The organism is Streptomyces sp. Ag109_G2-15 (assembly GCF_900215565.1).
Classification (GTDB): Bacteria; Actinomycetota; Actinomycetes; order Streptomycetales; family Streptomycetaceae; genus Streptomyces; species Streptomyces diastatochromogenes.
The window spans coordinates 4,835,581-4,854,913 of sequence record NZ_OCNI01000001.1 but is presented as its reverse complement, the minus strand read 5'-3'; the positions used below and the strand labels follow the sequence as shown (position 1 = coordinate 4,854,913).

Below are 19,333 nucleotides of genomic sequence, written 5' to 3'. Positions count from 1 at the left end.
TACCTGTAGAGCGGTAGGTTTTGTTATCTTGCCGTTACATTTGGGCTGTGGGGATGTCGTACGGTGACGTCATGAACGCGAGGGTCAGGAGCGAGGAGCGGCGCGCGGACATCGTGGGGGCGGCCCTGGAGGTGATCGCCGAGCGCGGTTACCGGGGCGCGAGCCTGGCCGCGGTGGCCGAGCGGGTCGGACTGACCCAGCAGGGGCTGCTGCACTACTTCCCGACGAAGGACGCCCTGCTGGTGGCCGTGCTCCAGGAGCGGGACCGGTGGGACGCGGTGCCGGACACCCGGTGGCGGGTCGACCTGCTGGCCTCGCTGGTCGAGTACAACGCGATGCGCCCGGCCATCATCCAGACGTTCTCGGCGCTGCTCGGCGAGAGCGTGACGGAGGGGCACCCGGCGCGCTCCTACTTCACGCAGCGTTACGCCCAGGTCCGCGAGACCATGACGGAGGTGCTGCGCGCCGAGTACGGCGACCGGTTGCCCAACGGCCTCACCCCGGAGCGCACCGCCCCCCTGCTCGTCGCGGTCATGGACGGCCTGCAGTACCAGTGGCTCCTGGACCCGGAGTCGGTCGACATGCCGGGCGCGTTCCGGGACTTCCTGCGGCTGCTGGGCGAGCCGGTGGAGTGAGGGTCACCGGTTCCAGGCGCAGGCGAGGAACTTGACGGCCAGGCACACCAGGGCGAAGGCGAAGGCCGCGCGGCTCCCCCGCACCATGGCGTAGACCACTCCCCGCACGCGATACTTCCGCCGTCCCCCGCACCACGCGCCCCACAGCGACGGAAGGACCTCAACTCCCGTGACCTCGCTCCGCATACGGACCGCCGTGCTCGGCATCGCCCTGCTGGCCGGCCTGTCGGCTCCCACGACCACGGCATGCGCCGCCCAAGCGGCCCCCTCCCCCACCGTCGAGGAACAACGGCTCGACAAGGCCGTACCGCAGGAGATCCTCCGCCGCTCCGGATTCGACGACGTGGCACCGGAGTTCGCCGCCGCCCTGGAGCGCACCCGCTCCTACGCGCAGGCCCGCCGGCTCGTCGTACGCGAGGGGTCGGCGTTGTGGCGGCGGGCCGTGGAGCGGGCTCAGGGACGGGGCCCGGCGGGCGGCGACCTCAGCCGGGACGACGACCGGCCGCTGTACTGGGCGCGTCTGGGGATGACCCGGGAAGTGCGCACCTGGGAGCCTGAGTTCCAGGTCAGTGACGCCCAACGCTCCACCCTACTGGACCAGTTGGAACGCACCTCGCGCGGTCAGACCGACATCCGCTATCCCGGGCAGCCGCACGTCAGGCGTGTCCTCCTCACCGGCTTCGACCCCTTCACGCTCGACCGGGACATCCGCATCTCCAACCCGTCCGGGGCGAGCGCGCTGGCGCTGGACGGCACGGTGATCGAGACGGCCGGGGGTCCGGCCCGGGTGGAGACGGCCCTGTTCCCCGTGCGCTGGGCGGACTTCGCGGACGGCACGGTGGAGCGGACGCTACGGCCCTGGCTGCCGAAGGTCGACCTGTTCACGACCGTGAGCCAGGGCCGGGTCGGGCGGTTCGACATCGAGCGCAGCAACGGGGCCTGGCGCGGCGGATTCCCGGACAACGACAACGCCTCCCGCACCGAGACCGTCCCCGTCACCGATCCGGCCACCCAGCCCCAGTGGACGACGACGACCCTGCCGTACACCGCCATCGCGGCGGCGGACACGGGCCGGTTCCCGGTGTACGACCACACGGAGGTGACCGAGATCCCGGCGGGCGGCACCGATCCCGTCGTACGGCCGGACGGCCCGACCTCCGGCTCGACGGCCCGTGCGGGCGGCGGCGGCAACTACCTCTCCAACGAGATCGCCTACCGCGCGACCCTGCTCCGGGACCGCCTGGGTCTGCACGACATGCTGCCGGGCGGCCATGTGCACACGCCCGTGCTGCAGTTCGGCACGGGCAACACCGACCCGGCGACGGGCACGGTGACCGACCCGGAGTTCGTCCGCAACCGGCTGGACATCATCGCGCAGGTGCGGTCGATCGTGACGGTGGCGGCCGAGGCCACGCTCAGGAGGTGACCCGCTCGCCGTCCTCGGCGTTCTCCTCCTCGGCGCTCTCCTCGCCCAGCAGGTCACGGGCGAGGAGCGTGGCGCCCGCCACCGCGCCCGGCATCAGGAACACCGCGACGAACGGGACCAGGAAGGCCAGGCCGAGGGGGGTGCCGAAGCCCCAGACCAGGGTCTTGCGGGAGCGGAGCAGGGTGAGGCGGGAGCGGAGTTCGACCCCGCGGCGCTGGAGGGCCACGGCGGTCAGTTCCTCGGTGAGGAAGAACCCGGTGACGAAGAAGCCGATCACCGGGACGGCCGTCTGGCCGACGACGGGCAGGAAGCCGAGGGCGAAGAGCAGGACGCCCCACAGCAGGGCCCGGACCAGGATCCGCAGGCTGTCCCGGGCGGAGATCCACAGCTCGCGCCAGAGCGGGAGGCCGGACCGGGGTGCGGTGCCGTCGGGCGAGACGTCCTCGTCGACCTTCTCCGACAGGTTCTCGTAGAAGGGCTGGCCGATCAGCAGGGTGACGGCCGTGAAGGTGAGGACGGCCAGCAGCAGGCCGAGGGCGAAGAGGACGACCGTGAGGAAGCCGCGGAACAGCCCCTGCCAGGGGCTCGACCAGTCGTCCGCGAACGGGGTCGCCCAGGCGACGCCGTCCTCGCCCCATACCCCCAGCGCGACCAGCGCCGCCGCGTACAGGACCAGCGTGATCAGGCCGGGCAGCAGGCCGAAGCCGTACTGCTTGCCGTGCCGGCCCACCCACCGCTGGCCCTTGAGGAGATAACCGAAACCCACCCCGAGATCGCGCATGGCGAAGACTTTACCGAGCGGGTACGAACGGGAAGAACCTCAGGCGTCGAGCATCCGGCGCAGCAGGTCCCTCAGGGAGCCTCGTTCCTCGTCGGTGAGGCCGGCCAGGGGTTCGCGGGCGAAGCGGAGGCCCTCGCGCAGGTCGCGGGCGACCTGGAGTCCCTCGTCGGTGGCGGCGGCCAGCTTCACCCGGCGGTCGGCGGGGTCGGGGCGGCGCGCCACCAGGCCGCGCGCCTCCAGGCGGTCCACGATCCCGGTCACGTTCGACGGCTCGCACTTCAGCTTCTGGGCCAGCTTGCGCATCGGCAGCGGCTCCAGCGACAGCAGGCTGAGCAGGCGCGCCTGCGGACCGGTCAGCGCGTGCTCGCCGGCCGCCAGCTCGTAGTCCGCGTAGAACCGGGCCACTACGTCCCCGATCAGCTCGACGACCTCCATGGTCAGGGCGTCGGGGCGGCGGGTCTTCTGTGGGGTGGACATGGACTCCAGAGTACCGCGTTACTTGACATCCTGAAATATTCAGGCGCATGGTTGTTTCAGGTACTGAAGTAAATCTCGAAAGGCACTGTCATGATCAACCGCGAATGGCACCTCCTCAGCCGCCCGGTCGGCTGGCCGAAGCCCGAGGACTTCGCCCTGGTCGAGACAGAGGTCCCGACGCCGGGTGAGGGCCAGGTTCTCGTACGGAACAAGTACCTCTCCGTGGACCCGTACATGCGCGGCCGGATGAGTGCCGCGAAGTCGTACGCCGCCCCGTTCGAGCTGGGCAAGGTCATGCAGGGCGGCGCGGTCGGCGAGGTCGTCGCCTCCAACGCCGAGGGCATCGCGGTCGGCGACCACCTCCTGCACTTCTTCGGCTGGCGCGAGTACGCGGCCTTCGACGCGCAGCACGCCGTCAAGGTCGACCCCGCGGCCGCGCCGCTGTCGACGTACCTCGGCGCGCTCGGCATGACCGGCCTGACCGCCTACGCCGGCCTGCTGCGCACCGCCTCCTTCAAGGAGGGCGACGTCGTGTTCGTGTCCGGCGCGGCGGGTGCCGTGGGCAGCCAGGTCGGGCAGATCGCCAAGCTCAAGGGCGCCTCGCGGGTCATCGGCTCGGCCGGCTCCGACGAGAAGGTCAAGCTACTGGTGGAGGAGTACGGCTTCGACGCCGCCTTCAACTACAAGAACGGCCCGGTGGCCGAGCAGCTGCGCGAGGCCGCTCCCGACGGCATCGACGTGTACTTCGACAACGTCGGCGGGGACCACCTGGAGGCGGCGATCGGGTCGCTGCGCGAGGGCGGCCGGATCGCGGTCTGCGGCATGATCTCCGTCTACAACAACACCGAACCCGCCCCCGGCCCGCGGAACCTCACCCGGCTGATCCAGACCCGCGGCCGTATCGAGGGCTTCCTGGTCGGCGACCACTACGACCTGCAGCCGCAGTTCGTGGCCGAGGTCGGCCCGTGGGTGGCCTCCGGTCAGCTGAAGTACCGCGAGACGGTCGTCGAGGGCATCGAGAACAACCTGGAGGCGTTCCTCGGGGTCCTGCGCGGCGACAACACCGGGAAGATGATCGTCAAGCTCTGACGAGCCCTGACCCCTGGCCTGAGCTTTCCGGCATGCGGTAACTTCTTTCCGAAATCCGTCGTCGATCGTGGGCGCGAGTCGCGGCGGACCGAGGAGGAAGACAACCGCATGCCCATTCAGCAGTCCGACGTCCTGTACACGGCTGTCGCCACCGCCGAGAACGGCCGCGACGGCCGTGTCGCCACCGACGACGGCAGGCTCGACGTCGTCGTGAACCCTCCCAAGGAGATGGGCGGCAACGGCGCCGGCACCAACCCCGAGCAGCTGTTCGCCGCCGGATACAGCGCGTGCTTCCAGGGCGCGCTCGGCGTGGTCGCCCGTCAGGAGGGCGCCGACGTCTCCGGCTCGACCGTCACCGCGAAGGTGGGGATCGGGCGGAACGAGGAGGGGTTCGGGATCATCGTGGAGATCTCCGCGAACATCCCGAACGTCGGGGAGGCCGCTGCGCGGGAGCTGATCGAGAAGGCTCACCAGGTGTGCCCCTACTCGAAGGCGACGCGCGGCAACATCACCGTGACGCTGGTCTGATCACCGTCGTTGCGTATAACGGCAGCCGCATCCTTGGACGTGGGGTGCGGCTGTCGTTTTGCGGGGCGGTCGCGTCTGCCGGGTGCGGTTCGATTCGGGGTGCGGGTTGTGGTGGGCTGGTCGCGCCCACGCGGCGGAGCCGCATATCGACACAGCCCCGCGCCCCTTAGGGAGTTGCCCGCGCCCTTAGTTTGCAAGCGCCGCCTGGTGTGTCACCAGCACCAATCTTTCGTTCTCCGGTGCCGCCCCGCCCGGAAAAGCGAACCTGCGTCGCGTGTAGCCGTACGCCAAGCCGCTGCGCGGGTCCGCGAAGGCCTGGGAGCCGGAGGCGCCGCTGTGGCCGATCGTGCCGGCGCCGAGGAACGGGTGCCAGGTGTCGGCCGTGGCCTGGAAGCCGAGGCCGTACGACTTGTGGGTGCGGGCCACCAGGTCGTACCCGACGGAGTGGAGCTGGCCGAACTCCGCGACCGTGTCCTCCTTCAGCAGCGGTGCCTTGCCGTCGACCTCGCTGATCATCGCCGCGTACATCCCGGCCAGACCGCGCGCCGAGGAGACACCGCCCACCGAGGCCGGGCCCTTGGCGCGGACGCCGCGCTCGTTCGGCAGGGCGGCCAGGTCGGTCGGGTCGGGCGTGTGCCGGTTGAAGGCGATGGCGGCGAGGGTGTGCGGGCCGGACGGGAGTGCGTCGAGCACCGCCTGCTGCTCGGGGGTCGGCAGCATCGGCTGGACCGCGCGGTAGCGGGGCTCGCGGGAGACGGGCAGGCCCAGGTGGAAGTCCAGGGCGTACGGGGCGCGCACCCGCTCCTCGTACAGCTCCTGGATCGTACGGCCCGTCGCCCGCCGGACGACCTCGCCGGTCAGCGCGCCGATCACCAGGGCGTGGTAGCCGAAGGCCGTGCCCGGCCGCCAGAACGGCCGCTGGTCGGCGAGGCGTTCGGCCAGCGCGCGGTCGTCGGCCAGCTCCGCCGCGCTGAAGCCGGTGTCGGTGCCGACCAGGCCGGCGCGGTGCGCGAGCAGGTCGCGCAGGGTCAGCGCGCCCTTGCTCTCGGCGCCGAACTCCGGCCAGTAGTAGGTGACTTTGCGGTCCAGTTCCAGCGTGCCGTCCTGCACGAGCAGGGCCACGACGAGATGGGCGGCGCCCTTGGTGGACGAGAACACGCCGTACAGCGAGTCCCCTTCGGCGCCCTCGCCCGCCCACAGGTCGACGACCCGCCGGCCGTGGACGTAGGCGCACAACTGCCCCTCGTAGTCGTCCCGCTCCTCGGCGACGAAGGCGGTGAACTCCTCGCGCACCGCTTCGAATCCCTCGGCGACCGTGCCGTGCACGGTGGTCCTGTGCGTCATCCGCTCTCCTCGACTGAGCCGCTGCTCGCTGCTCCCCCTGTGCACAACGCCCGGTCCGCAGTCGGGCGTTCCCGTGATCGTGTACGGCGAGATGTACCTGTCCGACTCAACCGTCTCAGGGGCGGGTTGGTGTCATCGATGACCCCGGATGGCCCATGGCCCGGGGCAGTACGTGACGGAGAGGGATCGCGGGGAGGCGACCTGCCTACGTGCACCACCACAGGAAGCGGTTGCACGTCTTCGTCGGCGACGGCTCCGGAGTCGGGTCCGAGGTCGTCGGGTCGGCCGTCGGGGTGGACGGCGGCTGGGAGGTGGCGGGGGCGGTCGGCGCCGTGGTCGGCCTGCCCGCGCCCGACGTCGCCGACTGCTGCGCCTGGTCCGAGGCGGACGGGGACTTGGAGGCCTTGTCCTTCGGGGACTTGGAGGCGGAGGCCGAGGCCGAGGCGCCCGGGGAGGCGGAGGCGCCCGCGTTCCCCGCGGTGCCCGAGGCGTCGTCGAGGGGGTTCGCCGTACGGTCCGGGGACGCGGAGGAGCTGCCGCCGTCCGCCGACGTGTCCCCGGACGTGGCCGGCTCGTCGCTGGAGAACGGGGAGAAGGGGGCGTCCGTGCCGAGTTCGGCGACGCTGAGACCGCCGGCCGCCAGCACGAAGCCCGCGGCGATCAGGACGGTACGACGCCGGCGGCGCCGGTGCGCGGCGGCCTTGCGATCGCGACGGCTGGCGTCGGCGGCTGCAGGGCCGCTGTCCTCCTCGCCGCCGCCCGTGGCTCCACCGCGGCCGCGGCCGCGCGACTGACGCCGGGCGGCACGGCCCACGGGCTCGTCGGGGGCGTCATCGGCATCGCCGTATCCGTCGTCATGAACGTCGCCATGAGCCTCATGAGCGTCGCCATGAGGCTCGTCATGAGCCTGATAAGCGTCGCCGTGAGCCTCGTCCTGGCCGTCCTGGCCGGCGTAGTCGCCCGGGCCGTCGTACGCGTACTCGCCCGCGCCCGCATAGGCGTCCGGAACCTGGGCCGCGGTGTACTGCGGGGGCACGCGGACGGCGTCGTGGGGGTAGTAGGCGGCCTGCCCGGCGTACGGCTGGGCCGCTGCATTCGTGAAGGTTTCCTGACCGTATGGACCCGCCGTGGCGCCCGCGTGCCCGTGCGCGACGGGCATGTCCGCGCGCGCGGTGACAGAGGGCGCCGGCGCGCCGCACCCGGGGCAGGCCAGGGCGCCGTTGAGGTGCCGTTGGCACGGGTGGCAGAAGTCCATGACGCCGGAAGACTAGATTCCAAGCCGGTCACGTTCCTAGGCGCCGCTGTGAAGGTTTGGTGCGGGACCGAAAAGGTTCTCGAAAGTCTTGTCGAAACCGTTACCCGTTCGACCCATTGACACCCCTGCCGCCCCGTCCTTACTGTCACGCCAGCATTTCGAACGTGTGACGAAATCTCGAACAGCTGAGGGGCAACTGCCGTGCGCATCACCGGAATCAGCACGCACGTGGTCGGCACGCCGTGGCGCAACCTGACCTACGTCCAGGTGCACACCGACGAAGGGATCACGGGAGTCGGCGAGACCCGGATGCTCGGTCACACCGACGCGCTGATCGGCTATCTGCGGGAGGCCGAGGCCAACCACATTCTCGGATCGGACCCGTTCGCTGTCGAGGACCTCGTCCGCCGTATGAAGTACGGCGACTACGGCCGGGCCGGCGAGATCGTCATGTCCGGCATCGCGGTCGTGGAGATGGCGTGCTGGGACATCAAGGGCAAGGCCCTCGGCGTGCCGGTGTGGCAGCTGCTGGGCGGCAAGGTCACCGACAAGGTCAAGGCGTACGCCAACGGGTGGTACACGACCGAGCGAACGCCCGAGGCGTACCACAAGGCCGCCCAGGGGGTGATGGAGCGCGGGTACAAGGCGCTGAAGATCGACCCGTTCGGCACCGGGCACTTCGAGCTGGACCATGACCAGACCCTGTACGCCGTCTCGCTCATCGAGGCCGTGCGCGACGCGATCGGTCCGGACGCCGAGCTGATGCTGGAGATGCACGGCCGCTTCTCCCCCGCCACCGCCGTACGGCTGGCGAAGGAGCTGGCCCCCTTCAAGCCGGCCTGGCTGGAGGAGCCGGTGCCGCCGGAGAACCTGAAGGCGCTGGAGAAGGTGGCCGCCAAGGTGGACATCCCGGTCGCCACCGGCGAGCGCATCCACGACCGGATCGAGTTCCGCGAGCTGTTCGAGAGTCAGGCCGTGGACATCATCCAGCCGGACGTCGGCCACATCGGCGGTATCTGGGAGACCCGGAAGCTGGCCGCCACCGCCGAGACCCACTACATGCTCGTCGCCCCGCACAACGTGGGCGGGTCCGTGCTGACCGCCGCCTCGCTCCAGGTCGGCTTCACCTCCCCGAACTTCAAGATCCTTGAGCACTTCAACGACTTCGCGGACGCGGAGATCAAGAAGGTCGTGAAGGGCGCGCCGCAGGTCGTCGACGGGTACTTCCACCTGTCCGAGGCGCCCGGTCTCGGTGTCGAGTTCGACGCCGACGCGGCCGCCGAGTTCCCGCAGCAGCAGGCCCGGTTCGACCTGTGGGCCGAGGGCTGGGAGCAGCGCAAGCCGAAGGGCAGCACGAAGTGAGTTCCCAGGTCCTGATCGAGGCGCCGGGCGTGCACCGGGTCGAGGAGCACACGCCCCGGGACCCCGGTCCCGGGGAGGCGCTGGTCGCCGTGCACGCGGTGGGCATCTGCGGCAGCGACCGCGAGGTGTACCAGGGCAACCGGCCCGAGGGGTACGTCCGTTACCCGCTCACGCCCGGCCACGAGTGGTCGGGGACCGTGCGGGCCGTGGGTGCCGGGGTGCCTTCGACGCTCGTCGGCCGCAAGGTCGTCGGCGAGGGCTTCCGCAACTGCCAGGTCTGCGACCGCTGTCACGCGGGCGAGACCACGCTGTGCACGGCCGGGTACGAGGAGACCGGGTTCACCCAGCCGGGTGCCATGGCCGCCACCCTCACCCTGCCCGCCCGGCTGCTGCACCCGCTGCCGGACGACGCCGACCTCACCGCCGCCGCCCTGCTGGAGCCGGCCGCGTGCATCGCGGCCGCCGCGCTGAAGGCGAAGGCCCAGCCGGGCGAGCGGGTCGCGGTGGTCGGTACCGGAACGCTCGGGATGTTCGCCGTGCAGTTCCTGAAGGCGATCTCGCCGGTGGAACTGCTCGTCGTGGGCACCCGGAACGACCGGGAGGCGCTCTCCCGGCAGTTCGGGGCGACCGACTTCCGGATCAAGAACGCTGAAAATCCAGCACTGCCCGACGACTTCGACGTCGTGATCGAGACCGCCGGGTCCGCGTCCGCCGCGCGCACCGCCGCCTCCCTGCTCAGGCGCGGCGGACGCCTGGTCCTGACGGGCATCCCGGCAGTGGGCGCCGACGGGCTCGACCCGACCGATCTGGTCGTACGGCAGCTGGAGGTGCACACCGTCTTCGGGGCACCGCCGGACGCCTGGGCGCACACCGTGCGGGTGTTCGGCGCCGGGCTGCTGGACCCGCTGCCGCTGGTCACGCACGAGCTGCCGCTGACCGAGTTCCCGCAGGCCATCGAGCTGGTGGGAGCCGGCGATCCGAAGGTGGGCAAGGTGCTGCTCCGCCCCTGACCGTACGCCGGTCAGGGCGTTACCTGACGACGCCCTGACCGGCGTACCACCAAGGCCTTTTTCTACCCCGAGCCGCGAACCTTGTCCGAAATACCGAACACGAAGGACAGCTTGTGACCGACGCTTCCGCCCCGGCAGCCCGCAGGCCCGGCGAGCAGGTGCTCGCCGCACTCGGCCTGGGCGCGCCCGCGCTCGACCCCGCCGACACCTCCGCCCACAGCTTCCCGGGCGGTGGCCGCTGGCGCACCGAGATCCCCTCGTGCGAGGGTCCCGAGGCGCTGGCGGTCGTACTGAAGGAGGCCTCCCGCCTCGACGTGCCGATCCACCGGATCAGCCAGGGCAGCGGCGTGTGGATGCTGACCGACGCCGAGATCACCGAGATGGTCGACGCGACCGACGAACGTGACATCGAACTCTGCCTGTTCACCGGCCCGCGCGGCACCTGGGACATCGGTGGCTCGGTGCGCTCCGACTCGCGGGGGGCCGGACTGCGCGCCCGTGGCCACGACGCCGTCGCCGGCTGCGTCGAGGACGCCGTCCGCGCCACCGAGCTGGGCGTCAAGTGCCTCCTCGTCGCCGACGAGGGCGTGCTGTGGACCCTGCACCGGGCCCGCGAGGCGGGGATCATCCCGGCCGACACCACCCTGAAGGTCTCGGCGCTGATCGGACCGGTCAACCCCGCCTCGTATGCGGTGTACGAGGGGCTGGGGGCCGACTCCGTCAACGTGCCCAGCGATCTGACGCTGGATCACCTCACCGAGATCCGCCGGGTGTCCGGCGCCCCCATGGACATGTACATCGAAGCTCCCGACGACCTCGGCGGCTATGTGCGGATGTACGAGGTCGCCGAGCTGATCCGGCGCGGCGCACCGCTCTACCTGAAGTTCGGCCTGTCCAAGGCTCCCGGCATCTACCCGTGGGGCACCCATCTGCGGGACGTGACCCTGGACACCGCCCGGGAGCGGGTGCGGCGCGGCCGGCTCGCCCTGGACCTGCTCGCCCGGCACGGCGCGGACGGCGACATGGCGCCGCTCGGCTCCCGGTTGCCCGGCCCGCTCAACCGCTTCCCCATCAACGCGTGACCCCTCTCAACGACGAGACGAACAAGGACTGATCACATGCGCAACCGCAGAGCCGCCCTCGCCGCGATAGCCGGAGCCGCCTCCCTCGCCCTCACCCTGTCCGCCTGCGGCCAGAACAGCGACGGCGGCAGCAAGGAGGAGAAGGGCAGCGCCAAGGGCGGCACCATCGGCATCGCGATGCCGACCAAGTCCTCCGAGCGCTGGATCAACGACGGCAACAACGTCGTCAAGAACCTCCAGGCGGCCGGCTACAAGACCAAGCTGGTCTACGGCGAGGACGACCCGGACACCCAGGTCTCCCAGATCGAGAACCTGATCACGCAGGGCGTCAAGGGCCTGATCGTCGCGGCCATCGACAACAAGTCCCTGAACAACGTGCTCCAGGAGGCCGCGGACGCCAACATCCCGGTCATCGCCTACGACCGCCTGATCCTCGGCACCAAGAACGTCGACTACTACGCCTCGTTCGACAACACCAAGGTCGGCGTGTTGCAGGGCACGTACATCGTGCACAAGCTCGGCCTGGACAGCGGCAAGAAGGGCCCGTTCAACATCGAGCTGTTCGCCGGCTCGAACGACGACAACAACACCAAGTACTTCTTCGGTGGCGCGATGAGCGTGCTCCAGCCGTACATCGACAAGAAGCAGCTGGTGGTCAAGTCCGGCCAGACCGCGCTGAACAAGGTCACCACCCTGCGCTGGGACGGCGCGACCGCGCAGAAGCGCATGGAGGACATCCTCACCTCCTCCTACAAGAGCGGCAAGGTCGACGCCGTGCTCTCGCCGTACGACGGCATCTCGATCGGCATCCTCGCCGCGCTGAAGTCGGACGGCTACGGCTCCAAGAGCCAGCCCCTGCCCGTCATCACCGGCCAGGACGCCGAGCTGGCCTCGGTGAAGTCGATCATCGCCGGTGAGCAGACGCAGACCGTCTACAAGGACACCCGCCAGCTCGCCAAGGTCGCCGCGACCATGGTCGACGACGCGCTCAAGGGCAAGAAGCCGCAGGTCAACGACACCAAGACGTACAACAACGGCACCAAGGTCGTCCCGGCCTACCTGCTCCAGCCGGTGAGCGTCGACAAGTCCAACTACGAGGACGTGCTGGTCAAGGGCGGCTACTACACGGACGCCGAACTCAAGTAATCCAGACGAACCCGGCCGAACAACACTGATTGGAAGGCACGACCATGGCGGGACCCGTCCTGGAAATGCGCTCGATCGTCAAGACCTTTCCCGGTGTCAAGGCGCTGTCGGACGTCACCCTGACCGTCCGGCAGGGCGAGGTCCACGCCATCTGCGGCGAGAACGGCGCCGGAAAGTCCACCTTGATGAAGGTGCTCTCCGGAGTCCATCCACACGGCACGTACGAGGGCGACATCCTCTTCGAGGGAGAGGTCTGCCGCTTCAAGGACATCCGGGCGAGCGAGCAGCACGGCATCGTGATCATCCACCAGGAGCTGGCGCTGTCGCCGTACCTCTCCCTGGCGGAGAACATCTTCCTCGGCAACGAGCACGCCAAGAGCGGGTTCATCGACTGGAGGGAGACCCTGCGGCACGCGACCGAGCTGCTGCGCCGGGTCGGTCTGGACGACCACCCGGAGACCCGCGTCGCCGACATCGGCGTGGGCAAGCAGCAGCTCGTGGAGATCGCGAAGGCGCTGTCGAAGAAGGTGAAGCTGCTCATCCTGGATGAGCCGACGGCAGCGCTGAACGACGAGGACAGCGACAAACTCCTCCACCTCATCCTGGAGTTGAAGAAGCAGGGCATCACCTCGATCATCATCTCCCACAAGCTCAACGAGATCCGCAAGGTCGCCGACTCGGTGACGATCATCCGCGACGGTCATTCCATCGAGACGCTGGATGTGAAGTCGCCGGAGACGACCGAGGACCGGATCATCAGCGGCATGGTGGGCCGCGACCTGGACCACCGCTTCCCCGAGCGCACGTCGTACGACGGCGAGGCGGACGCGGCCCCGGCCCTGGAGATCCGCAACTGGACCGTGCACCACCCGATCGACCAGGAGCGCAAGGTGGTCGACGACGTGTCGATCAACGTGCGCCGCGGGGAGATCGTCGGCATCGCCGGCCTGATGGGCGCGGGCCGCACCGAGCTGGCGATGAGCGTGTTCGGGCGGACGTACGGCCGGTACGCGGGCGGCTCGGTCCTCAAGGACGGCACGGAGATCCGTACGAAGTCCGTCGCGGAGGCGGTCGACCACGGCATCGCGTACGTCACCGAGGACCGCAAGCACTACGGCCTCAACCTCATCGACACCATCAACCGCAACATCTCGCTGACCGCGCTGAAGAAGGTCGCCAAGCGGGGCATCGTCGACGAGCACGGGGAGCGGCAGGTCTCCGAGGGCTTCCGCAAGTCCATGAACATCAAGGCGCCGACCGTCTTCGAGCGGGTGGGCAAGCTGTCGGGCGGCAACCAGCAGAAGGTCGTCCTCAGCAAGTGGATCTTCGCGGGTCCGGACGTGCTGATCCTGGACGAGCCCACGCGCGGCATCGACGTGGGCGCCAAGTACGAGATCTACACGGTCATCGACCAGCTGGCCGCCGAGGGCAAGGCGGTCGTCTTCATCTCCTCCGAGCTGCCCGAACTGCTCGGCATGTGCGACCGCATCTACACGATGGCCGCCGGACGGCTGACCGGTGAGGTGCCACGGGCCGAGGCCACGCAGGAAGTGCTGATGCGCCAGATGACGAAGGACAAAGAGGTAACGCGATGAGCACCGATGTCACCGACAAGATCCCGGCCTCGGCGCCGCCGGGCAAGAGCGGATCGGCCTCCGGCGCCGGCCTGCTCCAGCTGATGCTGGACGGCCTGCGCCGCAACATGCGCCAGTACGGCATGCTGATCGCGCTCGGTCTGATCGTCGTCCTCTTCACCGTCTGGACCAACGGGGACCTGCTGCTGCCGCGCAACGTCTCCAACCTGGTGCTGCAGAACAGCTACATCCTGATCCTCGCGATCGGCATGATGCTGGTCATCATCGCGGGCCACATCGACCTGTCGGTCGGCTCGCTGACGGCGTTCGTCGGCGCCTTCGCCGCCGTACTGACCGTGCAACACGGGGTGTCCTGGCCGATCGCCCTGGTGCTGTGCCTGCTGATCGGCGCGGCCGCGGGCTCCGTCCAGGGCTTCCTGATCGCCTATCTCGGCATACCGTCGTTCATCGTCACCCTCGCCGGCATGCTGCTCTTCCGCGGCCTGACGGAGATCCTGCTCAAGGGGCAGACCCTCGGCCCGTTCCCGGACGGTCTGCAGAAGATGGGCAACGGCTTCCTCCCCGAGGTCGGCCCGAACACCAACTACCACAACCTGACCCTGCTGCTCGGGCTCGCCCTGATCGTGGCCGTGGTCTGGCAGGAGGTCCGCGACCGCAGCCGCCAGCAGGAGTTCGCGCTGGAGGTGCTGCCCACCCGGCTCTTCCTGCTGAAGCTGGTCGCCCTGGTCGCCGCGATCCTCAGCCTCACGATGCTGCTCGCCAGCTACAAGGGCGCCCCGATCGTGCTGATCATCCTCGGCGCGCTGGTCGTCGGCTACGGCTACGTCATGCGCAACGCGGTGTTCGGCCGCCACATCTACGCGATCGGCGGCAACCTGCCGGCGGCCAAGCTGTCCGGCGTCAAGGACAAGAAGGTCACCTTCTACGTCTTCCTGAACATGGGCGTGCTCGCGGCCCTGGCGGGTCTGGTGGTCGCCGCCCGTCTGAACGCGGCCTCTCCGAAGGCGGGCGTCAACTTCGAACTCGAGGCGATCGCCTCGTCGTTCATCGGTGGCGCGTCCATGAGCGGCGGTGTCGGCACCGTCCTCGGCGCCATCATCGGCGGTCTCGTCCTCGGCGTGCTGAACAACGGCATGAACCTCCTCAGCGTCGGCACCGACTGGCAGCAGGTCATCAAGGGCCTGGCCCTGCTGGTGGCGGTCGGATTCGACGTGTGGAACAAGCGCAAGTCCGGTTCGTAAGTCAGATCGGGCCCCACCGGAAAGCCGGTGGGGCCCCTCCTTTGTGCAGGAGCCGCACATGGAACTGAACAGACGTACGGTCATAGCAGGCGCGGCGGCCGCGGGCCTCGCCGCCACCACCCTCGGCACGGGCAACGCCCAGGCCGCTACGGGTTCGGCCTCGGGAAGGAAGCCGGTGAAGGAACCCTTCGGCAAGCTCGCCGACGGCACGAAGATCTACCGCTGGTCGCTGGAGAACGGCGGCACCCGGCTGAAGGTCCTCAACTGGGGCGGTGTCGTCCAGAGCCTGGAGATCCCCGACCGGCACGGCCACCACGCCAACGTCTCGCTGGGCTTCGACAACATCGACGACTACGTGGCGAAGACGCCGTACTTCGGCGCCCTGATCGGCCGCTACGGCAACCGCATCGCCAAGGGCCAGTTCACCCTCGACGGCAAGAGCTACCAGCTCTCGGTCAACGACGGTGTGAACAGCCTGCACGGCGGCAAGCAGGGCTTCGACAAGCACGTGTGGGACGTGGAGCCGTTCACCAAGGGCTCCGACGTCGGCCTGCACCTGCACTACACCAGCGTCGACGGCGAGATGGGCTACCCGGGCACGCTCAAGGCGAAGGTGACGTACACCCTCACCAAGCACGGCGACTGGCGCATCGACTACGAGGCCACCACCGACAAGGCGACCGTCGTCAACCTCACCAGCCACGTCTACTGGAACCTGGCCGGCGAGGGCAGCGGCACGATCGAGGACCACGAACTCCGCATCGCCGCCGCCCGCTACACCCCCACCGACTCGGGCCTGATCCCCACCGGCGAACTGGCCAAGGTCGGGGGCACCCCCTTCGACTTCCGGCACGCCAAGCCGATCGGCCGCGACATCCGCGCCGGCCACGAGCAGCAGGTGCAGGCCAAGGGCTACGACCACAACTGGGCCCTGGACAAGGGCATCACCGCCAAGCCCGAGCACGTCGCCACCCTTCGCGACCCGCGCTCCGGCCGCACCCTGAAGATCGCCACCGACCAGCCGGGCCTGCAGTTCTACTCCGGCAACTTCCTCGACGGCACCCTGACCGGCACCGGCGGCCGCACCTACCGCCAGGGCGACGCGCTGTGCCTGGAGACCCAGCACTTCCCGGACTCGCCGAACCACGCCAACTTCCCGTCGACCGTGCTGCGGCCCGGCCAGACGTACCGGACGACGACGATCCACACGTTCTCGGCCTGAACGTTCCCGGCCTGGACGTCCCTGGCGTGAAGCGGCTCACACAGCGGGTGAGTTGAACGCCACTGCCGTCCCCTCCGTATCCATGGGTGGCCCGTGCTCCCCCGCACGGGCCACCCATGGACGGAGGTTCCCTTGCCCGACAACGTCACCTCGTTGTTCCGCGGTACCGCCGCGCACAGCCCCTCGATGGCGGCGCTGACGCGCGAGGGCGGCGACGGGTCGGGCCCGGTGGACTTCTGTATCCCGTGCAACCCGTACTTCCCCACTCCCGCCATGTTCGAGGAGATGGCGGTCCGGCTGCGCGAGATCATCACGTACTACCCGAGCAGCGCCGACACCATCACGGCCGAGCTGTGCAGCCTGCTCCAGCTGCCGCCGCAGTGCGTGGCGATGGGCAACGGCTCGACGGAGCTGATCACCTGGATCGACCATCTCCTGGTCCGCGAGTCCCTGGCCATCCCCGTCCCCACCTTCGGCCGCTGGACGGACCAGCCGATGGAGACCGGCAAGCGGGTCGACATGTTCCCGCTCCAGGAGGCGAACGGCTTCGCGCTGGACCTGGCCCAGTACGCCGAGTTCATCCGCGCCCGAGGCACCCGCGTGGCGGTCATCTGCAACCCGAACAACCCCGACGGGGGCTATCTGCGCAAGCAGTCCGTCGTGCAGTTCATGGACGCGATGGCGGACCTGGACCTGGTGGTCGTGGACGAGTCGTTCCTGGAGTTCGCCGACGCGGAGGCCGACCCGAGCGTCGTCCAGGAGGCGATGCTCCGCCCCAACGTGGTCGTGCTGCGCAGCCTCGGCAAGAACTTCGGGCTGCACGGCATACGCTTCGGCTACCTGGTCGCGAACCCGGCGCTGGCGGGCAAGGTCCGCTCGATGCTGCCGAAGTGGAACCTCAACTCCTTCGCCGAACACGTGGTGTTCATGCTGAAGGAGCACGGCATGGAGTACGCGCAGAGCCTGATGCAGGTACGCCGTGACCGCCTGGACATGACCAACCACCTCTCGGCCCTGCCCGGCCTCACGGTCTACCCCTCCCAGGGCAACTTTCTGTTCGTGCGCCTCCCCGTAGGAGCCGAGGGCACGGTGGTCCGGGACCGGATGCTCACCGAGCACCGGATCCTGGTCCGCGAGTGCGGCAACAAGATCGGCTCCTCCAGCCGCTTCCTGAGACTCGTGGTGCGCCCCCAGGTCGACGTGCGTCGCCTGGTGTCCGGCCTGGAGCAGGTGCTCTACGGGACCAGGAGGGGAGCCGCCGTACCCGAGCTGGGCACCGGGACCAGCTACAGCTCGGGTACGGCGGCCGTGGACCGGCTGGTGAGCGAGACCAACGGCGCCGGAATGCTGGGGCTTGCCGCGCAGGCCGTCGGCGCCGGCGTCGCCCCGGCCGCCGGCACCGGCATGCCGCTCCCCGCCGCCGCAGCGCCGACCGGCGGCGGGATGCCGATGCCGGCGGCAGCTCAGGCGATGCCGGTGCAGCAGCCGGTGGCGGCGATGCCCCAGCCGGTGGCCGCGGTGCCCCAGCCGGTGGCCGCGGTGCCGGTACAGCAACCGGTGGCGCCCGCACCGGTACCGGTCCCTGTCCCGACTCCGGTACCCGCTCCGGCACCGGCCCCCTTCCCGACACCGGTACCCGCACCCGCACCCGCACCCGCACCTATGGCGCCCGCCCCCGTCCCAGCCCCGGCGCCCGCCCCGGCCGCCGCGCTCGGCCCCACCCCGCCGGGCGTCCCGGCCCGTGGGGGCCTCACGGCGGCCCAGGTACGCGGCATGACGGCCCCGGGCATGCCGGCCGCCGGTCTGACCCCGGCCCCGGCGACCGGCTGGCCCAACGCACAGAGCTGGCCGAACGCGGCGGGCATGGGGCAGGCGGGCTGATTCGCCGTCTCGCCGTAGAGTGCGCTGTGCGTAGGCGGCTGCGGGTCCGTTGTGGCTGGTCGCGCCCACGCGGCGGAGCCGCATATCGACACAGCCCCGCGCCCCTCAGGGCGTTGCACGGGACCGGCGTCAGTAGGCGACCGGCCAGCCCGTGCTCCAGCTCAGCAGGTTGATCCCGAGCTTCGGGGTGCCGTTGTCGTTGCCGTCGTAGTAGTGGTAGACGATCAGGTCGCCGTCGGTGTCGTTCATGATCGACTGGCCGCCGGGGCCGATGACGCTGCCGTGCGACTCCAGGACCGGGGTGCCGCCGTTGTCGGTCATGGCGACGCCGTTCTTGTCGTAGTAGGGGCCGGTGACGGAGGTGGCGCGGCCGACCTTCACCTTGTACGTCGAGCTGGTGCCCTGGCAGCAGACGTCGTAGGAGGCGAAGAGGTAGTAGTAGCCGCCCCGTTTGACGACGTACGGCGCCTCGACGGCCTTGCTGCCGGTCGGGCGGGAGGCGAGGGAGTAGCGGGTGGTGTCGCCGGCGTACTGCTTCCCGGTGGACGGGTCGACGCGGATCATCTTGATGCCGGTCCACCAGCTGCCGAAGGACAGCCACCACTTTCCGTCGGAGTCCACGAAGAGGTTGGGGTCGATGGCGTTGTAGTCGCTGGAGGTGGTGGAGGTGTAGACGGTGCCGTAGTCGCTCCAGGAGCCCGGCAGTCCCGTCGTCGAACCGGCCAGTCCGATCGCCGACTTGTTGGAGCCGAACGTGGAGACCGCGTAGTACATCAGGTACTTGCCGCCGTGGTACGAGATGTCCGGCGCCCAGGCCTCGGTGGCGTACGACGACCACCAGCCCGGCTTGGTGGAGAAGGCGTCGGAGCCGGCCGTGAAGGAGATGCGGTCGGTGGAGGTCTTGTAGGCCAGGCCGCCGCCCGTCGCGTACAGCAGGTAGCGGCCGGCCGACGTGCGGATCATCGTCGGGTCGTGGACGACCACGTCACCGGTGACCGTGCCCGGGTTGGGATACGCCGACGCACTGCTCGGGACGAGGGCGAGCAGGACGGCGGCGGGGACGGCGAGGAGTGCGGTGCGCTTCATTCCAGCCTCCTGTTTATTCGATATATCGAACTCCGATCGGCAATTCGGACGGACCGTAGAATCGAATGGTTTGCGAGTCAACAGTTCTCGCAACAACTCTCCTGCCTCATCAGGCACCTTGACGGTCCGTCACTTTGCCCAACTGACAGCCTGCGGACAGCAAGCGTTTCTAC

Annotated in this window: 17 protein-coding genes; 12 read left to right on the top strand and 5 right to left on the bottom strand. The window is 69.6% G+C overall.

The window, feature by feature from the left end; all coding sequences use genetic code 11:
- Positions 1-53: 53 nt before the first annotated feature.
- Both CRP49_RS21715 and CRP49_RS21710 read left to right on the top strand, forming a co-directional pair.
- Positions 54-635 carry a TetR/AcrR family transcriptional regulator gene (locus CRP49_RS21715; RefSeq protein ID WP_097254885.1) on the top strand — a complete coding sequence of 194 codons (582 nt, stop codon included), beginning with the start codon at positions 54-56 and terminating at the stop codon, positions 633-635.
- Positions 636-804: 169 nt separating this feature from the next.
- On the top strand, positions 805-2,061 hold the full coding sequence (locus tag CRP49_RS21710) for a pyroglutamyl peptidase (protein WP_097254884.1): 1,257 nt from the start codon (positions 805-807) through the stop codon (positions 2,059-2,061).
- Here the strand turns inward: CRP49_RS21710 and CRP49_RS21705 are convergent.
- Both CRP49_RS21705 and CRP49_RS21700 read right to left on the bottom strand, forming a co-directional pair.
- Entirely contained in the window at positions 2,051-2,842 is a 792-nt protein-coding gene (locus CRP49_RS21705; RefSeq protein ID WP_097254883.1) for an EI24 domain-containing protein, read from the bottom strand. The two genes, CRP49_RS21710 and CRP49_RS21705, sit on opposite strands and share 11 nt — an antisense overlap.
- 39 nt (positions 2,843-2,881) lie before the next feature.
- Positions 2,882-3,319, bottom strand: coding sequence for a MarR family winged helix-turn-helix transcriptional regulator (locus CRP49_RS21700; protein WP_097254882.1), 438 nt, complete (start codon positions 3,317-3,319; stop codon positions 2,882-2,884).
- A 90-nt stretch (positions 3,320-3,409) separates the two neighbouring features.
- Here CRP49_RS21700 and CRP49_RS21695 point away from each other — a divergent pair, with 90 nt between their 5' ends.
- Entirely contained in the window at positions 3,410-4,408 is a 999-nt protein-coding gene (locus tag CRP49_RS21695; protein WP_097254881.1) for an NADP-dependent oxidoreductase, read from the top strand.
- 108 nt (positions 4,409-4,516) lie between these two features.
- A complete protein-coding gene (locus tag CRP49_RS21690) occupies positions 4,517-4,936 on the top strand; it encodes an organic hydroperoxide resistance protein (RefSeq protein ID WP_097254880.1) in 420 nt (139 codons plus the stop codon).
- Positions 4,937-5,122: 186 nt separating this feature from the next.
- Here CRP49_RS21690 and CRP49_RS21685 read toward each other — a convergent pair whose 3' ends face one another.
- Together CRP49_RS21685 and CRP49_RS21680 are read right to left on the bottom strand one after the other, a co-directional pair.
- Entirely contained in the window at positions 5,123-6,280 is a 1,158-nt protein-coding gene (locus CRP49_RS21685) for a serine hydrolase domain-containing protein (RefSeq protein ID WP_097254879.1), read from the bottom strand.
- A 205-nt stretch (positions 6,281-6,485) separates the two neighbouring features.
- Positions 6,486-7,439 carry a hypothetical protein gene (locus CRP49_RS21680; RefSeq protein WP_257033461.1) on the bottom strand — a complete coding sequence of 318 codons (954 nt, stop codon included), beginning with the start codon at positions 7,437-7,439 and terminating at the stop codon, positions 6,486-6,488.
- A gap of 297 nt (positions 7,440-7,736) precedes the next feature.
- On the opposite strand from CRP49_RS21680, the gene CRP49_RS21675 reads away from it, so the two are divergent.
- The 8 genes from CRP49_RS21675 (at position 7,737) to CRP49_RS21640 (ending at position 18,074) form a co-directional block, all read left to right on the top strand.
- Positions 7,737-8,897, top strand: coding sequence for a mandelate racemase/muconate lactonizing enzyme family protein (locus tag CRP49_RS21675; protein WP_097254877.1), 1,161 nt, complete (start codon positions 7,737-7,739; stop codon positions 8,895-8,897).
- On the top strand, positions 8,894-9,907 hold the full coding sequence (locus tag CRP49_RS21670; protein ID WP_097254876.1) for a zinc-binding dehydrogenase: 1,014 nt from the start codon (positions 8,894-8,896) through the stop codon (positions 9,905-9,907). The genes CRP49_RS21675 and CRP49_RS21670 overlap by 4 nt, the downstream gene beginning before the upstream one ends.
- A 113-nt stretch (positions 9,908-10,020) precedes the next feature.
- Positions 10,021-10,989 (top strand): hypothetical protein, encoded by a 969-nt coding sequence (locus tag CRP49_RS21665; RefSeq protein ID WP_097254875.1) that lies wholly within the window; start codon positions 10,021-10,023, stop codon positions 10,987-10,989.
- Between the two features lie 36 nt (positions 10,990-11,025).
- Entirely contained in the window at positions 11,026-12,135 is a 1,110-nt protein-coding gene (gene chvE, locus CRP49_RS21660) for a multiple monosaccharide ABC transporter substrate-binding protein (protein WP_094217979.1), read from the top strand.
- A 44-nt stretch (positions 12,136-12,179) separates the two neighbouring features.
- Complete coding sequence (gene mmsA / locus CRP49_RS21655) at positions 12,180-13,730, top strand: multiple monosaccharide ABC transporter ATP-binding protein (RefSeq protein WP_097254874.1); 1,551 nt, start codon at positions 12,180-12,182, stop codon at positions 13,728-13,730.
- Positions 13,727-14,971: a multiple monosaccharide ABC transporter permease gene (mmsB, locus tag CRP49_RS21650; RefSeq protein ID WP_094217977.1), complete on the top strand. Its 1,245-nt coding sequence runs from the start codon at positions 13,727-13,729 to the stop codon at positions 14,969-14,971. Before mmsA ends, mmsB begins: the two co-directional genes overlap by 4 nt.
- A gap of 58 nt (positions 14,972-15,029) precedes the next feature.
- Positions 15,030-16,193 carry an aldose epimerase family protein gene (locus tag CRP49_RS21645; RefSeq protein ID WP_097254873.1) on the top strand — a complete coding sequence of 388 codons (1,164 nt, stop codon included), beginning with the start codon at positions 15,030-15,032 and terminating at the stop codon, positions 16,191-16,193.
- A gap of 132 nt (positions 16,194-16,325) precedes the next feature.
- Positions 16,326-18,074, top strand: coding sequence for a histidinol-phosphate transaminase (locus tag CRP49_RS21640; RefSeq protein WP_097254872.1), 1,749 nt, complete (start codon positions 16,326-16,328; stop codon positions 18,072-18,074).
- A gap of 129 nt (positions 18,075-18,203) precedes the next feature.
- On the opposite strand, the gene CRP49_RS21635 is transcribed toward CRP49_RS21640, so the two are convergent.
- Positions 18,204-19,160: an arabinan endo-1,5-alpha-L-arabinosidase gene (locus CRP49_RS21635; protein ID WP_097254871.1), complete on the bottom strand. Its 957-nt coding sequence runs from the start codon at positions 19,158-19,160 to the stop codon at positions 18,204-18,206.
- Positions 19,161-19,333: the final 173 nt, after the last annotated feature.

Coding starts and splice junctions, on each gene's coding strand:
- CRP49_RS21715 (WP_097254885.1), top strand. CDS start 54: ATGTCGTACGGTGACGTCATGAACGCGAGGGTCAGGAGCGAGGAGCGG.
- CRP49_RS21705 (WP_097254883.1), bottom strand. CDS start 2,842: ATGCGCGATCTCGGGGTGGGTTTCGGTTATCTCCTCAAGGGCCAGCGG.
- CRP49_RS21700 (WP_097254882.1), bottom strand. CDS start 3,319: ATGTCCACCCCACAGAAGACCCGCCGCCCCGACGCCCTGACCATGGAG.
- CRP49_RS21695 (WP_097254881.1), top strand. CDS start 3,410: ATGATCAACCGCGAATGGCACCTCCTCAGCCGCCCGGTCGGCTGGCCG.
- CRP49_RS21690 (WP_097254880.1), top strand. CDS start 4,517: ATGCCCATTCAGCAGTCCGACGTCCTGTACACGGCTGTCGCCACCGCC.
- CRP49_RS21685 (WP_097254879.1), bottom strand. CDS start 6,280: ATGACGCACAGGACCACCGTGCACGGCACGGTCGCCGAGGGATTCGAA.
- CRP49_RS21680 (WP_257033461.1), bottom strand. CDS start 7,439: ATGCCCGTCGCGCACGGGCACGCGGGCGCCACGGCGGGTCCATACGGT.
- chvE (WP_094217979.1), top strand. CDS start 11,026: ATGCGCAACCGCAGAGCCGCCCTCGCCGCGATAGCCGGAGCCGCCTCC.
- mmsA (WP_097254874.1), top strand. CDS start 12,180: ATGGCGGGACCCGTCCTGGAAATGCGCTCGATCGTCAAGACCTTTCCC.
- mmsB (WP_094217977.1), top strand. CDS start 13,727: ATGAGCACCGATGTCACCGACAAGATCCCGGCCTCGGCGCCGCCGGGC.
- CRP49_RS21645 (WP_097254873.1), top strand. CDS start 15,030: ATGGAACTGAACAGACGTACGGTCATAGCAGGCGCGGCGGCCGCGGGC.
- CRP49_RS21635 (WP_097254871.1), bottom strand. CDS start 19,160: ATGAAGCGCACCGCACTCCTCGCCGTCCCCGCCGCCGTCCTGCTCGCC.